This is a genomic window from Streptomyces sp. NPDC005393, from assembly GCF_040606675.1.
Classification (GTDB): Bacteria; Actinomycetota; Actinomycetes; order Streptomycetales; family Streptomycetaceae; genus Streptomyces.
In genome coordinates this window covers 45,579-61,917 of the sequence record NZ_JBEXFG010000028.1, presented here as the reverse complement: position 1 = coordinate 61,917, position 16,339 = coordinate 45,579, and the positions used below count along the sequence as shown (strand labels likewise).

Here is a 16,339-nt window from a genome sequence, read left to right as displayed (position 1 = left end):
GTACGGTCACGCTCACGGCCCTCCGCGGGCCGCCCTTGGCCGGCCGGGGTCACTTCCCGGAGCCGCGGACCGTCACATCGGCGGCCCGTACGAACGCCACCCGGTGACCGAACTGGATCTGGTAGTACGTGTCCTTGCCGCGCACCACCTTGTGCCCGGCCGGATCGAAGGTGGTCGCCCACAGATACTCGCCCTGAGTCCGCAGCCCCAGCGGGTACGACTGCCCGGCGAGGAGCTTGTACGGCAGCGGCGAGACCGCCTGCACCGGGACGCCCTCCGGATACGCCTCCTTCTCCGGGTAGGCGCGGCCGTACACCGGGACCTCCGTCGCACCCGCCTTGGGCGTGACGACGAGCCCCTTGGCGTCCACCGCCGTGGGCCGCCCCTTCGGGTTCTGGAACCACGCCTGCTGGCCGAGGTACCAGATCGCCGTCCAGTCGCCCTGGCGCCCGGCGACCGCGAACTGCTGCCCGGTGGTGGCCCGGGCGCCCGTGTCATTGACGCCGGTCGTCGAGCCGGAGCCGTCCGGGCGCAGCCCGATGTCCTTGACCAGCGGAGCGTCCGCGCTGGGCGCGGCGTGGAGCCGCACGGCGGAGGAGCCGTGCGGGGCGCATGGCCGGCCCGCCTTCTCGCAGTCCGTATAGAGCGGCTCGTTGGCGTCGTAGTCGGGGCGGATGGTGACCAGACCGCCAAAGCGGCCCGCGGTGCGGGGGAACGGCGCGCCGAGCAGCGTGAAGTAGTGCGCCCAGTCCCAGTAGGGGCCCGGGTCGGTGTGCATGCCCCTGATGGTGGCGGTGGTCGTGCCGGGCACATTGTCATGGCCCAGGATGTGCTGGCGGTCCAGCGGAATGTCGAACCGCTTCGCCAAATACCGCACCAGCCGGGCCGACGAGCGGTACATCGCCTCCGTGTACCAGGCGTCGGGGGCGGTCAGAAAGCCCTCGTGCTCAAGGCCGATGGACTTGGCGTTGACGTACCAGTTGCCCGCGTGCCAGGCGACGTCCTTGAGCGGCACATGCTGGGCGATATGCCCGTCGGAGGAGCGCAGGGTGTACTGCCAGGAGACATAGGTGGGGTCCTGGACCAGCTTGATGGTGGTGTCCCAGGAGCCCTCGGTGTCATGGATGATGATGTAGTCGATCGACTGGGACGCGGGGCGGTCGCCCAGATCGTGATTGCCGTAGTCGTTGTCCCCGAACTGCTCGTACGGGGCGGGGATCCACTCGCACGACACGTTCTTGGGCGCCTCGACCCGCGGATCCCGCTGACGGGACGGCAGGCCGAGAGCCCGCAACTGCCGGGTGTCCGGCGCCACGCCGGGCACCGCGTCCAGGGAGACCCGCTCGCCGTCCCCCGTCGTACGGGTCGCACCGCCGCGGATCACGTCGTACACATCGTCCGCGAAGACGGCCGCCGCCGTGGCGTCGTCGGTGCCGGAGTAGGCCGCCACCGCCGCGTACCAGCCGGCCGGGTCCTCGCTCAGCGGCAGGCCCAGCCTCTTCTGCTCGGCGGCCAGCAGCGCCGCGCCACCGCGCACATTGGCCGCCGCGTCGCCGCGCAGGGCCTCCGCCGACAGCCCGGTGAGCTCCGCGGCCCGGCTGAGGGTGCGCAGCCGGGCGGGCAGCTGCCGGGGCTCGGGGACCGTGGTCTCCGGCACCCTCAGGGGGCGCGCCGCGTCGCCGCGCGCGTCCTCGGCGCCCTGGCTGTGGTGCGGGGCCGCCGAGAGGGCGGTGTACGCGTCGGTGAGGTGCATGGGGCCATAGCCGCCGGTGACGCTGGGCGCGCCGCGGTGGCCGTCCCAGCGGGACTGCAGATAGGAGACGCCCAGCAGCACGCTCAGCGGCACGCCGTACTCCGCGGCCGCCGCGGCGAAGGCCCGCTGCAGGGTGTCGCCGCCGGAGCGGGGCTCGTCGGCCCGCGGCTGGTCGGCCCGCGCGGCGGGCGTCGCGGAGACGAGGGGGAGCAGAAAGGCCGCCGACGCCGCGGCCCCCGCACCCCGCAGCGTCGTTCTCCGTGTCGGGCCGGGTGCCGGTCTGTTCGAGTCGTGGGCGCTGTCCTGTCCGGATCCTGGCATTGCAGCCTCCTCCAAGGCGGGCCGAGCCGAGCCACTTAGAGGTATCCGCTGCCAGGCGATCCGTCAATCGCACTCGTCCAAAGGAGTGTTCGCACGTCAGCCTGTCTGCGGCGCGTCACCGGTCCAGACCGGTGACGCGCCGCTCGGCTCACCGGGTGCCGACCGCGGCCCGTACCGCGCGCCGGGCGAGCGCGCAGTCGTCATGCAGCCGGCGCAGCAGCAGCCGCTGCTCCTCACCGGACGGGATCACGCCCGGCACCACCGGAGCGGGATCGTGCATGGTGCGCTGCACAGCCGTCTCGTACTGGCGGATCTCACGGGTCAGCACCAGCATCAGATTCACCAGGAAGGAGTCCCGCGAGGCCGGACCGGCGGCCTGCGCCAGCTGGCTGATCTGACGGCGCGCCACCGGGGCGTCACCCAGGACCGTCCACAGCGTCGCCAGGTCATAACCGGGCAGATACCAGCCCGCGTGGTCCCAGTCGAGGAGCACCGCCCCCGAGGGCGACAGCAGGATGTTGTTCAACAGGGCGTCGCCATGGCAGAACTGCCCCGGGGCCTGCCGCCCCGGCGCGTGCGAGAGGCCGCGCAGCAGCTTCTGCACATCGCCCATGTCGCGGTCGGTCAGCAGCCCCAGCTCGTGGTAGCGGGCGAGCCGGGCGGCATAGTCGATGGGGGTGTCGAACAGATCGGCGGGCGGCCGCCACTGATTGATCCGCCGGATCGCGCCCAGCGCGGCCCCCAGATCGGCGCGCGGCGGTGGTTCGGTGGGGTGGCGATGCGCGGCCGCGATCCGCCCGGGCATCCGCTCGATGACCAGCGTGCAGTTGTCCGGGTCGGCGGCGATCAGCCGGGGCACCCGCACCGGCGGGCGCTGGCGTACGAACGCCCGGTACATCGCTATTTCCCGGCGGAACCGTTCGGCCCACGCCGGGGAGTGGTCCAGCAGACACTTGGCGACCGCGGTACTGCGGCCGGTCGTGCCGACCAGCAGCACGGACCGTCCGCTGCGCCGCAGCACCTGCACCGGGTTGAACTCCGGACAGATGCGATGGACCGATGCGATCGCGGTGCGCAGCTGCGCACCCTGTGGACCGGACAAGTCGAGTCTCCCGCGGGGCGGGACAGGGCCGAGGGCGGTGGTCCGCCGTGCGCGGTCGCTGTGGGCGGGATCGAGGTACGGCCCAGTGCCGGGCAGCTGCCGCCGGTACGGCCGGGGCGGGGCGGACACGGAGGACGATGCTGCGTACATGGGCGATACAGATCCCTTCGTGTGCCGACGAGTTGCGTACGCTCCCGGCCCCGCGGCGGGGCCGCACCCTGGGGAATGCGGTCGGTTTCGCTCGAGCCGCCACCGGGCCGGGTAACGCGCTCCTACATCACACCCGCGTGCGGGTGGCACACCATCTGGCGGACCCTGGCGAACCCTGGCGAATAGTCGCACAGCCCGTGACGGGGCCGTTACTGTCAAGTCAGCCGAGGAACCTGGGGGCTTGACGTGACGAGGGAACCCAACACCCGTCTTGCGGACTTGTTCGGCCTCGCCGGCTGGTCCAAGGGGGAGCTCGCGAGGCTCGTGAACCGGAAGGCGGCGGCCATGGGCCATCCGCAGCTGGCGACCGACACCTCGCGGGTGCGGCGTTGGATCGACACCGGCGAGACGCCGCGCGATCCCGTGCCCAAGGTGTTGGCCGCCCTGTTCACCGAGCGCCTCGGTCGAGTCGTGACCATCGAGGATCTCGGGTTTGGGCGTGGTGGGCGCGCGGGAAAGGGGCAGTCCGCCGACGGGCTGTTCTGGCCGCCCGAGTCCACGGCCGCGGTCCTCACCGAATTCACGGGAATGGACCTTATGTTCAACCGACGCGGCTTGGTGGGTGCGGGCGCCGCGCTCGCCGCAGGATCCGCCATCACCGGTGCCATGAGCGACTGGCTGCTCTCCGACCCCACCCTCGCTACCGACGCGCCCCGTACCGACAACCCCCTGTCCGCCGAAATAGCGGGCTTCGACCGCTATGAAGCCGCCCCCGTGGGCTCCCAGGAGATCGACGCGCTGGAGACCTCGGTCGAGGTCTTCCGTGCCTGGGACGCGGCCCGCGGCGGCGGGCTCCAGCGCAAAGCCGTGGTCGGCCAGCTCAACGAGGTGGGCGGAATGCTCGCCTACCGCCACCCCGAGGTCCTGCAGCGCAGGCTGTGGGGCGTCGCGGCGAATCTGGCCGTGCTCGCCGGCTGGATGTCCCATGACGTCGGTCTGGAGCCCACCGCCCAGAAGTACTTCGTCATCGCCGCGCACGCCGCCCGCGAGGGCGGCGACCGGCCCCGGGCGAGCGAGGCGCTCTCCCGCGCCGCCCGGCAGATGGTGCACATCGGCCGCCCGGGCGACGCACTCGATCTGATGGAGCTGGCCAAGTCAGGGGCGGGCGAGGGGGCGCTGCCGTGCACCCGCGCCATGTTCTGCACCATCGAGGCGTGGGCGCAGGCGTCGATGGGACACGGCCAGGCGGTGCGCCGCACCCTCGGCGAGGCGGAGGAGCTGTTCGTCTCGGACCGGGACAACGGGCCGGCGCCGAGCTGGATGCAGCTGTTCAACGAGGCCGATATGCACGGCATGCAGGGGCTGGTCTACCGCACCCTGGCCGAGCACGATCCGTCGGTCGCGGCCATCTCCCAGCGCCATGCCAAGGAGGCGCTGCGGATGCGGGAGGGCGGCCGCCAGCGGTCGCAGATCTTCGACCATATCTCGATCGCCTCGGCGTGCTTCCTCGGCGGCGACCCCGAACAGGGCGACCGCTACGCCCGGCAGGCGCTGGCGACGATCGAACAGAACTCCTCGCATCGCACCTGGGACCGGCTGCGGGAGATGTACCAGCTCACCGGGGTGTACGTGTCGAACGCGGGCATCCGGCAGCTGCGCGAGGAGATCCAGCAGGCGATGCCGAGAAGCGGGAACAAGGGGTCCAAGGGCGCCGGAACGAAAGGGGCGGGCGACATGGCGAAGAGCACGGCCATCTGACGGCCGCCGTACGCGGTCGTACGGCGGCCGTGGGACAGCGCTGACCCAGCCTCAGGTGACGACGGACGGCCGTGGGAGACAGGGCCGTGCGGCGAGACGCTATGCGCCGATCCTGGCGATCAGCACACAGGCGTCGTCCTCGCGCCGCTCGTCGCCGAACGCCTCGACCACGGTCCGTACGCACTCCTGTGCGCTGCGGGCGACGGTGAACCGTGGCGCGAGGCCGAGCAGCCGCTCGCCGACCACCGTGGCGTCCTGGGCGAGCCCGCCGGTGTACATCACCAGCAGGTCGCCCGGCTCCAGCCGCTCGTCGGCCTGGGCGTACGTGGCGCCGGTCGTGGCGCCGAGCAGCACGCCGTCCGGCGGCCGCAGGGCGCTCCCCGTCCCGTCCCGGAAGAGCAGCGGGGCGGGGTGTCCGGCCTGCGACCAGACCAGGGTGCGGGTGCCCGGGTCGTACCGCCCGCAGACGGCGCTGACCAGCGCGGGCTGGGAGGAGACGTCGAGCAGCTGGTTGAGCCGCCCCATCAGCGGGCCCGGCTCGATCCCGGCCACCGCCATGCCGCGCACCGCGCCCAGCAGCATGGCCATACCGGAGGTCGCGGCGACGCCATGGCCGGTGAGGTCGCCGACGCTGAGCAGGGTGCGGCCGTCCGGGAGTTCGAGCGCGTCGTACCAGTCGCCGCCGATCTGGGCGCTGGTCTCGGAGGGGAGGTAGTGGGCGGCGAGGTCGAGCGCGGCACCCTCGGCCGGTGCGCCGCCGTCGCCTGCCAAGCCGCCGCTGTGGCCGCTGCGGGGGAACCGGAGGGCGCCGCGCCACGGCGGCAGTACGGCCTCCTGGAGCTCGACCGCCAGCCGGCGCTCGGTGCGTGCGACATGCCGCCGGCGCTGGAGTGAGTCACTGCTCTCGCGCACCGCCCGCTCACTGCGGCGCAGCTCGCTGACGTCCCGGAGCACGGCCCACATGGAGGCGGTGCTGCCGTCGGTGTCGAGCACGGGCTCGCCCGCCATATGGACGGTACGGACCACGCCGTCCACGCGCACCACGCGGAACTCGCCGACGATCGGCTTTCCGTCCACGAGGCAGTCCGTGACCAGGGCGGTCAGGATCGGCTGGTCCTCGGAGAAGACCCAGGAGGGGAACTCGTCGAGGGTGAGCCCGCCGTCGCCGGGGTCGCGGCCGAAGATCCGGCAGAGCTCATCGGACCAGATCACCTCGTCGGTGAGCAGGTTCCACTCGGCGCTGCCGACCCGGCTCACCAGCGAGCCGCGGTCGGCGGCGGGCGAGGGGGCCGACTCCGCCTTCACGGCCCCGGCCGGTGCGCCGGTGTCGGCGCCGAGCTCGGCCCCGGGCTGGTCGGCGGGCAGTCCCTCGCGCAGCTGGCCCAGATGCTGGCCCAGATCGTCCAGATGGTGGACGGCGAGGTCGCACAGCGCGCGCTGCCAGCGCAGCTGAGGGTCGTCCGTACCGGCTATGTCCGCCGTCGTCTCGCGGCGGACGGCGTCGATCCCGCCGCGGAGCCGCTGGGTCTGCGAGATAAGGGCGTCCACCGTGCCGCGTTGGGGAGGCTGGACGGCGGAGTGGTCCGCGGAGCGGGGGGACGGCATGACGTTCTCCGATACGGGCGCGGCGCGGCCGGGTCTGAGGGAGGGACCGGTTACGACTCTTGCACAGGCTGCGACGACCCGTAAGCGGTTTGGCAATACCCGATCCGGTGGTGCTTATGGCATATGCCAGCGGCCCTCCGGGCGCAGGTCGGTCACAACTCGGCGGAGGGCGTGATTCCGGGTAGGCTGCGGCGCTCGGGATCCCCTCAGTCCACGGCGTTCATCAGGCATACCGCGCCAGGACACCGGCAAGAATGGCGGTCGACGGAAATCCCGTTGCCAGCGAACCTCCCGCACCGGATGCTGACCTCATGTTCGATCCAGACATAGCGCCCAGCGGCACCCTGCTCGGCCTCCTTCAGCGAGGCCGCGGCGACGGGACCCTGCACGCCCTCGCCGCGCCGCGGGCCGAGGCGCTCGCGGCACTGCACCACTGTGTGCTGCACGACCCCCGCCGTGACTGGCAGGTCGAGAACCGCTCCCTGTATTACGCCAGGCTCTGTCTGGACCTCGACGCCGGGCTCGACGAGATCGAACAGCACCTCTTCCACCCCGAGGACCTGGTGAACACCGACGAGGAGCGCACCGGTCTCGCCCTCGCCGTCCTCGGCCACCTCGCCGCCTACGACCGGCTGGACGCCCTGCGGCTGCTGCGCCGCTACGCCGCGTCCGGCGCCAACTGGGAATGGGCCCTCGACGAGCTGGCCCTGCGCGATGACGACACCGGGCTGTGCGCCCTCGCCCCCGCGATCCTCGCCCGCTTCCCCGAGACCCCCGACGGCCACGCCGAGCTCGCCGCCGCCGTGCGCGGCGCCTACGAACCCCGGCCCTGGCGGCTGTGGGCCGACGACCCGTACTACGGGCCGCGGGTGCGCGCCGCGCAGGAACAGGGCGCCTTCGACCGCTGGCAGCGCCAGCTCCGCCCCTCGGGGCCGCGACCCGGCTGGAGCGTCCACGACGTCCTCCTCTGGGCCCAGCAGGAGCACGACCTGAGTCCGGGCGCCCGCCGCCCCGACGCGGCGGCCCGCTGCCTTGCCGCCGTCGCCGGTCCCGAGGACCGGCCCGAACTCCTCGCCGCCGCCGCGTCAGCCCCCGACGCGGCCCGCGCGGCGGCCCTGCGGCACCTCGCGGAGATCGGCGACCCCGAGGTGCTCGACCTGATCGAAGCGGCCGTCACCGAGCCCGGCGCCACGGAACTGGTCGCCCAGGCGGCCCTCTCCTCCTTCGAACGCATGCGCAGTATCGCCGCCCTCGACCGCGCCCGGATCTGGGCCCACCGGCCCGACGCCCTCGGCGACGCCGCCGCCGCGATGCTCGCCTGCCGTGGCGGCCAGTACGACACCGCCCTGGTGCTCTCCGCCCTCCGCCGTACGGTCCGGGCCCAGGGCCCGGACGCGCAGGCCCTGTGGACGCTCGTCGACGGCGCCGGACGCCTCGCCATCACGTGTGCCGCGCCCGTACTGCGCCATGTCTACCGCGAGACGGCCTCCTCCCACCTCCGCGGCCGCGCCGCCCGCGCGCTGGCCGCCACCGATCCGTCCTTCGCCGCGGGCTTCGCGGTCGAATGCCTCTGGGACTGCGAGGAGAGCACCCGCGAACTCGCCGCCCGCCACGCCGCCACCGCCGACGCCCGTGTCGTCGAGCAGCTCCGCCGGCTGGCCGCCGACCCCGCGGAGGAGGCGGAGGTCCAAACGGCCGTCCGCAGCCGCATCGGCCCCGACGCCGCCGAGGTCTGACCTCCGCCGGGGCCGCGACCGGCCCCGGGGCCCGTTGTGCCTGACGGTGGGTGGTCGGATGCGGGTGCGGGGCCTCCGGGGCGGGGTCCTGGACCGTATATTTTTGGCGCCGGTGCCCTGGGGCGTTGGGTGGGCCGGAAATTGGCGCCACACATACACGTAAGCGTCCAGAACCCCGTCCCTGCGGCCCCGCCCCTCCCGCATCGTCGCCGACCGCCCCCTGGCGGCCCGCCCCGCCCGGTGAGCGGTTGTCCCGTCGGCGGTGGTACGGCCGACGGGATCGCCTCTGTTCGCGTCATGCGTCCGCGGCGATCGTTTTGCGCCACGGACGAGGTGTCTTCTCCAGCGGCGAGTTCCTCACTACGTTCCCCAGGAGCACTTGGCTGAGTCACCGCCCCGTCGACGCGATATCGCCACGTGTCCACCCGCCGGCCCCGCGGACACCGCAGGGGTTCGGGTGGGTTCGTCCGGTGATGGAGGTGTGCGGGCCAACGCTCATGGGACGTTCCACGGCGCGCAACGTGCAGGATGCCGGAGCCACCCTTCGTACGCCGAGAACACGGGTATGCGAGTCGCCATCGTGACTGAATCCTTTCCACCCGACATCAACGGCGTCGCTCATTGCGCGCTGCAGACCGCCGACCACCTCCACCGGCGCGGTCACCACCCCCTCGTCATCGCCCCCGCGGGTCCCCCCGGAGGCCCACCCCATGCCACGACCGACGGGCCACCGGAGAGCCGGGGGGAGCTCGACCGGTCGCATCCGTACCCCGTTGTCCGGATTCCGTCCCTGCCGCTGCCCGGCTATCCGCAGGTGCGGGTCGCGCTCCCCAGCCGTCGGCTCGCGGCCGCGATCACCTCCCACCACAGCGACGTCGTCCACCTCGCCAGCCCCTTCGTGCTCGGCGCGCGCGGTATGACGGCCGCGCTCCGGCTGCGGATCCCCGCCGTCGCCGTCTACCAGACCGATCTGGGTGGTTACGCCCGTACATACCTCGGCGCCGGCGAGAACGCGGCCTGGCGGCGGATACGGGCCGTGCACACCGCGGCCGACCGCACCCTCGCCCCGTCCACCGCCGCCGCCCGCGATCTCGATGAGCACGGGGTGCCGCGGATCCGGCTGTGGCCGCGCGGCGTGGACACCGAGCGCTTCCACCCCGCGCGCCGCGACCCGGATCTGCGCCGGACCCTCGCCCCCGGCGGTGAGCTGGTCGTCGGCTACATCGGCCGCCTGGCTCCGGAGAAGAACGTCGAGCTGCTCGCGCCGCTGTGTCTGCTGCCCGGCGTCCGGGTGGTCGTGGTCGGGGACGGGCCGAGTGAGCCCGCGCTGCGCGCCGCCATGCCGGGGGCCCGTTTCCTCGGCCGCCGGACCGGCGACGAACTGGCCCGGATCTTCGCGTCGCTGGACATCTTCGTGCACACCGGGCCGCAGGAGACCTTCTGCCAGACCGTGCAGGAGGCGCAGGCCAGCGGCGTACCGGTGGTGGCCCCCGCCGCGGGCGGCCCGCTCGACCTGGTCGACCACGGGCGGACCGGGCTGCTGGTGCCGCCCGGCGACGCGACCGAGGTGAGCGAGGCCGTATCGCGGCTCACGGCCGACTCCCGGCTGCGTACGGCGCTCGGCCACGCGGGCAGGGCGGCGGTCGAGGGCCGCACCTGGGAGGCGATCGTCGACCAGCTGATCGACCACTACGCCGAGGTGCTGACGGCCCGTACGGCGGTGGCGGCATGAACGGCGACGACCGCGGGTCCCTGCGCATCGTCCGGCTCGCCAACTTCGTGACACCCGCATCCGGTGGGCTCCGCACCGCGCTGCGCGAGCTCGGGGCGGGCTATCAGGCGGCGGGGCACGAGTCCGTCCTGGTGGTGCCGGGTGAGCGCGCCTCGGACGAGCACACCCGCCAGGGCCGGGTGATCACCCTTCCCGGGCCGTGCGTCCCCGGCACCGGCGGCTACCGCGTCCTGACCGACCGGCGGCGGGTGGCCAGGCTGCTCGACGCTCTCGCGCCCGACCGGCTCGAGGTGTCGGACCGCACCACGCTGCGCTGGACGGGGGAGTGGGCGCGCCGCGCCCGCGTGCCCGCCGTGATGGTCTCCCATGAGAGCGCGGACGCCGTGCTGCGCACCTGGGGTGTGCCGGACGCCTTTGCCCGGGGGGCCGCCGACCGGCTGAACCTCCGCACCGCGCGGTCGTATGCGCGGATCGTCTGTACAACGGAGTGGGCGGCGCGCGAGTTTGTACGGATCGGCGCGCGGAATGTCGTACGCGCCCCCCTGGGCGTCGACCTCGACCATTTCCACCCCTCCCATCACGACGGCGGGCTGCGCGACCACCACCGCGGTGAGGCCACCGTGCTGCTCGCGATGTGCTCGCGGCTCTCCCCGGAGAAGCGTCCGGGCCGCGCGCTCGACGCGCTCGCCGAGCTGCTGCGGCGGGGCGTCTCTGCGGCGCTCGTGGTCGCGGGGGACGGCCCGATGCGCCCGCGGCTGGAGGCGCGCGTCCGCGCGGAGGGGCTTCCGGCCGTCTTCCTCGGCCATGTGCCGGACCGGGCGGGGCTCGCCGCGATCCAGGCCAGCGCGGATGTGGTCCTGGCGCCGGGCCCGGCGGAGACCTTCGGGCTGGCCGCGCTGGAGGCGCTGGCGTGCGGTTCGCCCGTCGTCGTGAGCGCGCTCTCCGCCCTCCCGGACATCGTCGGCGCGGCGGGCGGGACGGCGGCCGACAACGGCCCGGCCTTCGCGGACGCCGTGGAACGCGTCCTGGCCCGCCCGGAGCCCGCCCGCCGCACGGCGGCCCGCACCCGCGCCGAGCGCTACGGCTGGCCGGCGGCGGTGGCCTCCTTCCTGGCCGCCCATGACGCGTCCACCGAGGGCGTCCAGGAACTCGGCGCCACCGGTGCCGCCCTTAAGGGCGCCACGGGCGTGCCCGCCCACGAGGCCGTCGGCGGTGCGTGGTGAGCGCAGCCCGCGCTCGTACCGCCCCGGCCGCCGCGCCCGTCCCCGGCGGCACACCGCCGGGGACGGGCGCGGCGGGCCGAGGGGGCGACGGCCACGGCGGCGAAGGCCAGGGCGCGGTGCCGCCGCGAGCGGTCGGGCCCGAGCGGTCCGCCGCCCCGCGCAAGCTGCGGTTCGCCGCGCTCGGCGACTCGCTGACCGAGGGGCTCGGGGACCCCGCGCCCGGCGGCGGATGGCGCGGCTGGGCCGCGCTGCTGGCGGCCGCGGCCGGACCGCACGACGAGCCCGTGGAGCTCGTCAATCTGTCCCGCAGCGGTGCGCTTACCGCCGACGTCGCCGAGGAGCAGCTGATCGCCGCCCGCCGCGCGCGCCCGCATATGGCGTCCGTCGTGGTCGGCGGGAACGACACGCTGCGCGACTCCTTCGACATCCACCGGGTCGCCCAGGCCCTCGACACGACGATCGGCGCGCTGCGCTCCGACGGCGTTGTGGTCCTCACGGCGTGTCTGCCCGACCCCGGGCGGATGCTCGGGCTGCCGTCCGCGCTCGCCCGCCCGCTGGGGCGGCGTATGCGCGCCGTGAACACCGTGGTGCACGCGCTGTCCCAGCGCTACGAGGCCGTCCATGTGGAGCTCGGGGACCACGCGTGGGCCGCCGACCGGCGGGCGTGGAGCGTGGACCGGCTGCATCCGAGCGAGCTCGGGCACCGGCTGCTGGCCCGGGAGTTCCATACCGCCCTCAGCGCCCGGGGGATCGCCACCGGCGAACCGCCGCCTCTGGTGCTCGACGGCCCCGCCCCCTCGCGCGCCGGTGCGGCGTGGTGGCTGGCGACCCGTGGAACGCGCTGGGTCGCGGACCGCTGCACCGACCTCTTGCCGGGGCTGATCGCGCTCGCGGCGCTGGAGTGGCGCCACCGGCTCCGCGGCACCGGGCATCTTCTGGAGACCCGGGACCAGCGGGCGACGCTCGACGCGCTCGCCTCGGTGACCCACGGGCACATACCCGGCGACCTCTCCGGCCAACTCGCCGAGCGGCTTCCCGAGCAGCTCTCCGATCAGCTCGCCGCATCCGGCCCGCCCGGCGGCAAGCCCGCCGATCCGACGCCGCACGCTGCGACAATGGCGGGGTGACAGGTCGCTGGGAGTTCTGGATCGACCGTGGCGGAACGTTCACGGACGTCGTCGGCAAGCGTCCGGACGGCCGCCTGGTCACCCGCAAACTGCTGTCGCACCACCCCGAGCGCTATAAGGACGCGGCCGTCGCCGGGATCCGGCAGACACTGGGGCTCGGCGACGGCGACGGCGACCCGATCCCGGCCGAGCGGATCGCCGTCGTCAAGATGGGCACCACGGTCGCCACCAACGCCCTGCTGGAGCGCAAGGGCGAACCGACCGTCCTCCTCGTCACCCAGGGGTTCCGGGACGCGCTGCGCATCGCCTACCAGAACCGCCCACGCCTGTTCGACCGCCGGATCCTGCTGCCCGAGGCGCTGTACGACCGGGTCATCGAGATCCCCGAGCGGGTGGACGCGCACGGCGGCGTCGTACGCGCCCTGGACCTCGACGCCGCCACCGAGGCGCTGCGCACCGCCTACCGCGACGGCTTCCGCAGCGCCGCCGTTGTCCTGCTGCACGGATACCGGCACGCCGCGCACGAGCGGGCGGTCGGCGCGGCGGCGCGCGACCTCGGCTTCACCCAGGTGAGCTGCTCGCACGAGGTCAGCCCGCTGATGAAGCTGGTGCCGCGCGGTGACACCACCGTGGTCGACGCGTATCTCTCACCGATCCTGCGCCGCTATGTCGAGGACGTGGCCGCCGAGCTGCGCGGCATCCGGCTGATGTTCATGCAGTCCAACGGCGGGCTGCGGGAGGCCGCGCACTTCCGCGGCAAGGACGCGGTGCTGTCCGGGCCCGCGGGCGGCGTGGTGGGCATGGTGCGCGCCTCCGGCGAGGCCGGACACGACCGGGTCATCGGCTTCGACATGGGCGGCACCTCGACCGATGTGTCGCACTACGCGGGCGAGTTCGAGCGGGTCTTCGGCACCGAGGTCGCCGGGGTACGGATGCGCGCCCCCATGATGAACATCCACACCGTCGCGGCGGGCGGCGGCTCGGTGCTCCACTTCGACGGGCGGCGCTACCGGGTGGGGCCGGACTCGGCCGGCGCCGTCCCCGGCCCCGCCTGCTACCGGCGCGGGGGCCCGCTGACCGTCACCGACGCGAATGTGATGCTCGGCCGGGTCCAGGCGGACCACTTCCCGGCGGTGTTCGGGCCGCACGCCGACCAGCCGCTGGACGCGGAGACGGTCCGGGAGCGCTTCGCCGCGCTCGCCGAGGAGATCGCGGAGGCGACGGGCGACCGGCGTGGACCAGAGGACGTCGCGGCGGGCTTCCTCGACATCGCGGTCCTCAATATGGCCAACGCGGTGAAGAAGATCTCCGTGCAGCGCGGCCATGACGTCACCCGCTACGCGCTCACCAGCTTCGGCGGCGCGGGTGGCCAGCACGCCCGCGCGGTCGCCGACGCGCTCGGCATCGGCACGGTGATCGTGCCGCCGCTCGCGGGCGTCCTCTCCGCGTACGGCATCGGGGTCGCCGACGCCACCGCCATACGGGAACAGGCCGTCGAGGCGGAGCTGGGCGAGGAGACGCTGCCGACGGTGCGCGAGCTGTGTGACCTGCTGGCCGGGCAGACGCGCGACGAACTGCTCGCGGACGGCGTCCCGGAGGACACCCTGGACACCACGGCCCGGGTCCATCTGCGGTACGCGGGCACGGACGCCGGCATCCCCGTCCGGCTGGACTCCGCCCCCGCGATGACCGCCGACTTCGTCCGGGCACACCGCACCCGCTACGCCTTCACCATGGACAAGCCGCTGGTCGTGGAGGCGGTGTCGGTGGAGGCCGTGGGTGCGGCGGGGCCCGCCGGAGGCCACGCCGTCCAGCCCCCGGAGCGGAAGGGGGAGCTGTCTGCGGTCACGACCGTCACGATGTTCACGGAAGGGCGATGGCAGAAGACGGCGCTCTTCGAGCGCGCCCGAATGCGGCCGTCGGACGGTGTCATCGGGCCCGCGATCATCGCCGAGGAGGATGCCACCACCGTCGTCGACCCCGGCTGGCAGGCCGCCGTAGGCGATCGGGGCCATCTGCTGCTCACCCGGGTCCGGCCCCGGCCGCGCACGGTGGCGGTCGGCACCGAGGTGGACCCCGTGATGCTGGAGGTCTTCAACAGCCTCTTCATGGCCATCGCCGAACAGATGGGCCTGCGGTTGGAGAACACCGCCCACTCCGTCAACATCAAGGAGCGGCTCGACTTCTCCTGTGCGCTGTTCGACGCGGAGGGGAATCTGATCGCCAACGCCCCGCACATCCCGGTGCATCTGGGCTCCATGGGCGAGTCCATCAAGGAGGTGCTGAGGCGCAACGGGGACGCGATGCGGCCGGGCGATGTGTACGCCATCAACGATCCGTACCACGGCGGCACCCACCTCCCCGACGTCACCGTGGTGACCCCGGTCTTCGACGAAGACGGCGCGGAGCTGCTGTTCCTGGTCGCCTCGCGCGGCCACCACGCCGAGATCGGCGGCATCACCCCCGGTTCCATGCCCGCCTTCAGCGGCACCATCCAGGAGGAGGGCGTCCTCTTTGACAACTGGCTGCTGGTACGGGACGGCGCGCTGCGCGAGCGGGAGACCCGCGAGCTGCTGACCGCGGGGCCCTGTCCGTCCCGCGCCCCGGACGCCAACCTCGCCGATCTGCGCGCCCAGATCGCCGCCAACGAGAAGGGCATCGAGGAACTGCGCCGGATGATCGCGCAGTTCGGCCTGGACGTCGTGCACGCCTATATGGGCCACGTCCAGGACAACGCCGAGGAGTCCGTGCGCCGTATCGTCGGTGTTCTCAAGGACGGTTCGTACCGCTACGAGACCGACAGCGGCGCGGTCATCCAGGTCACCCTGACCGTCGACCACGAGGCGCGCGGCGCCGTACTGGACTTCTCCGGCACCTCGCCGCAGCAGCCGGGCAACGACAACGCGCCCAGCTCGGTGGTGATGGCCGCCGTGCTCTATGTCTTCCGGACGCTGGTCGCCGAGGACATCCCGCTCAACAGCGGCTGTCTGAAGCCCCTTGAGGTCCGTATCCCGGAGGGCTCGATGCTGGCGCCCGTCTTCCCGGCCGCCACGGTCGCGGGCAATGTCGAGACCTCACAGGCCGTCACGGGCGCGCTGTACGCGGCCCTCGGCGTCCAGGCCGAGGGTTCCGGCACGATGAACAACGTGACCTTCGGCAACGACCGCGTCCAGTACTACGAGACGGTCGCCAGCGGCTCCGGCGCGGGCGACGGCTTCGACGGCGCGGACGCCGTGCAGACCCATATGACCAACTCCCGGCTGACGGACCCGGAGGTGCTGGAGTGGCGCTATCCGGTCCGGGTCGAGAGCTTCGGGATCCGGCGGGACGGCGGCGGCCGGGGCCGCTGGCACGGCGGCCATGGCGTCACCCGCCGCATCCGCTTCCTGGAACCGATGACCGTCGCACTCCTCACCGGCCACCGCCGGGTCCCCCCGTACGGCATGGCGGGCGGCGAACCGGGCGCGCTCGGCGCGAATCTGATCGAGCGCGCCGACGGCTCGGTGGATCCGCTGGAGGGCCGCGACGCGGCGGACGTCGGCGTGGACGACGTGCTGGTCGTCCGCACCCCGGGCGGCGGCGGTTACGGCCCCGCGCCGTCCGCGTGAGCGCAGGCGCGCCGAATGTCAGTGGCGGGTGCCGGATTGGGCGCATGACCGACTGGGACGACGTTCACGACTGGGCCGATCTCGCGGCCGTGGCGTACGGCCCGCCCAGTCCGGCTGGTCCACCTCCCGCGCCACCGTGAGCCCGATGTGACATATGGCGCGTACGAGTCCGTTTGCCGCCGCCACCATCGGAAACCCGAAGAGGAGTCAAGCCCGCCCGTACA

Annotated in this window: 9 protein-coding genes; 6 read left to right on the top strand and 3 right to left on the bottom strand. The window is 73.5% G+C overall.

Going from position 1 to position 16,339, the window contains the following annotated elements; translation table 11 throughout:
- Positions 1-49 precede the first annotated feature (49 nt).
- Positions 50-2,074: a peptidoglycan recognition family protein gene (locus tag ABZS71_RS22420; RefSeq protein WP_356212788.1), complete on the bottom strand. Its 2,025-nt coding sequence runs from the start codon at positions 2,072-2,074 to the stop codon at positions 50-52.
- 148 nt (positions 2,075-2,222) lie between these two features.
- The gene (locus ABZS71_RS22415; protein ID WP_355852860.1) at positions 2,223-3,326 is read right to left on the bottom strand and encodes an aminoglycoside phosphotransferase family protein; all 1,104 of its coding nucleotides are present in this window, start codon (positions 3,324-3,326) and stop codon (positions 2,223-2,225) included.
- Positions 3,327-3,572: 246 nt separating this feature from the next.
- Here ABZS71_RS22415 and ABZS71_RS22410 point away from each other — a divergent pair, with 246 nt between their 5' ends.
- Positions 3,573-5,084 carry a hypothetical protein gene (locus ABZS71_RS22410; RefSeq protein ID WP_355852863.1) on the top strand — a complete coding sequence of 504 codons (1,512 nt, stop codon included), beginning with the start codon at positions 3,573-3,575 and terminating at the stop codon, positions 5,082-5,084.
- A 99-nt stretch (positions 5,085-5,183) separates the two neighbouring features.
- Here the strand turns inward: ABZS71_RS22410 and ABZS71_RS22405 are convergent, their stop codons facing one another.
- Complete coding sequence (locus ABZS71_RS22405) at positions 5,184-6,689, bottom strand: PP2C family protein-serine/threonine phosphatase (RefSeq protein ID WP_356212785.1); 1,506 nt, start codon at positions 6,687-6,689, stop codon at positions 5,184-5,186.
- 311 nt (positions 6,690-7,000) lie between these two features.
- Here ABZS71_RS22405 and ABZS71_RS22400 point away from each other — a divergent pair, with 311 nt between their 5' ends.
- From ABZS71_RS22400 to ABZS71_RS22380, 5 genes are all read left to right on the top strand, one after another.
- The gene (locus ABZS71_RS22400) at positions 7,001-8,425 is read left to right on the top strand and encodes a HEAT repeat domain-containing protein (protein WP_356212782.1); all 1,425 of its coding nucleotides are present in this window, start codon (positions 7,001-7,003) and stop codon (positions 8,423-8,425) included.
- A 565-nt stretch (positions 8,426-8,990) separates the two neighbouring features.
- Positions 8,991-10,157, top strand: a complete 1,167-nt coding sequence (locus ABZS71_RS22395) for a glycosyltransferase family 1 protein (protein ID WP_356212779.1) — start codon at positions 8,991-8,993, stop codon at positions 10,155-10,157.
- Positions 10,154-11,380: a glycosyltransferase gene (locus tag ABZS71_RS22390; protein WP_356212776.1), complete on the top strand. Its 1,227-nt coding sequence runs from the start codon at positions 10,154-10,156 to the stop codon at positions 11,378-11,380. The genes ABZS71_RS22395 and ABZS71_RS22390 overlap by 4 nt, the downstream gene beginning before the upstream one ends.
- Complete coding sequence (locus ABZS71_RS22385) at positions 11,377-12,507, top strand: SGNH/GDSL hydrolase family protein (RefSeq protein ID WP_356212773.1); 1,131 nt, start codon at positions 11,377-11,379, stop codon at positions 12,505-12,507. The genes ABZS71_RS22390 and ABZS71_RS22385 overlap by 4 nt, the downstream gene beginning before the upstream one ends.
- Positions 12,504-16,115 carry a hydantoinase B/oxoprolinase family protein gene (locus ABZS71_RS22380; protein ID WP_356212770.1) on the top strand — a complete coding sequence of 1,204 codons (3,612 nt, stop codon included), beginning with the start codon at positions 12,504-12,506 and terminating at the stop codon, positions 16,113-16,115. Before ABZS71_RS22385 ends, ABZS71_RS22380 begins: the two co-directional genes overlap by 4 nt.
- The last annotated feature ends 224 nt before the right edge of the window (positions 16,116-16,339 follow it).

Bases quoted from the DNA above. Each gene is read 5' to 3' on its own strand.
- ABZS71_RS22420 (WP_356212788.1), bottom strand. From the start codon at position 2,074: ATGCCAGGATCCGGACAGGACAGCGCCCACGACTCGAACAGACCGGCA.
- ABZS71_RS22395 (WP_356212779.1), top strand. From the start codon at position 8,991: ATGCGAGTCGCCATCGTGACTGAATCCTTTCCACCCGACATCAACGGC.
- ABZS71_RS22390 (WP_356212776.1), top strand. From the start codon at position 10,154: ATGAACGGCGACGACCGCGGGTCCCTGCGCATCGTCCGGCTCGCCAAC.
- ABZS71_RS22415 (WP_355852860.1), bottom strand. From the start codon at position 3,326: ATGTACGCAGCATCGTCCTCCGTGTCCGCCCCGCCCCGGCCGTACCGG.
- ABZS71_RS22400 (WP_356212782.1), top strand. From the start codon at position 7,001: ATGTTCGATCCAGACATAGCGCCCAGCGGCACCCTGCTCGGCCTCCTT.
- ABZS71_RS22405 (WP_356212785.1), bottom strand. From the start codon at position 6,689: ATGCCGTCCCCCCGCTCCGCGGACCACTCCGCCGTCCAGCCTCCCCAA.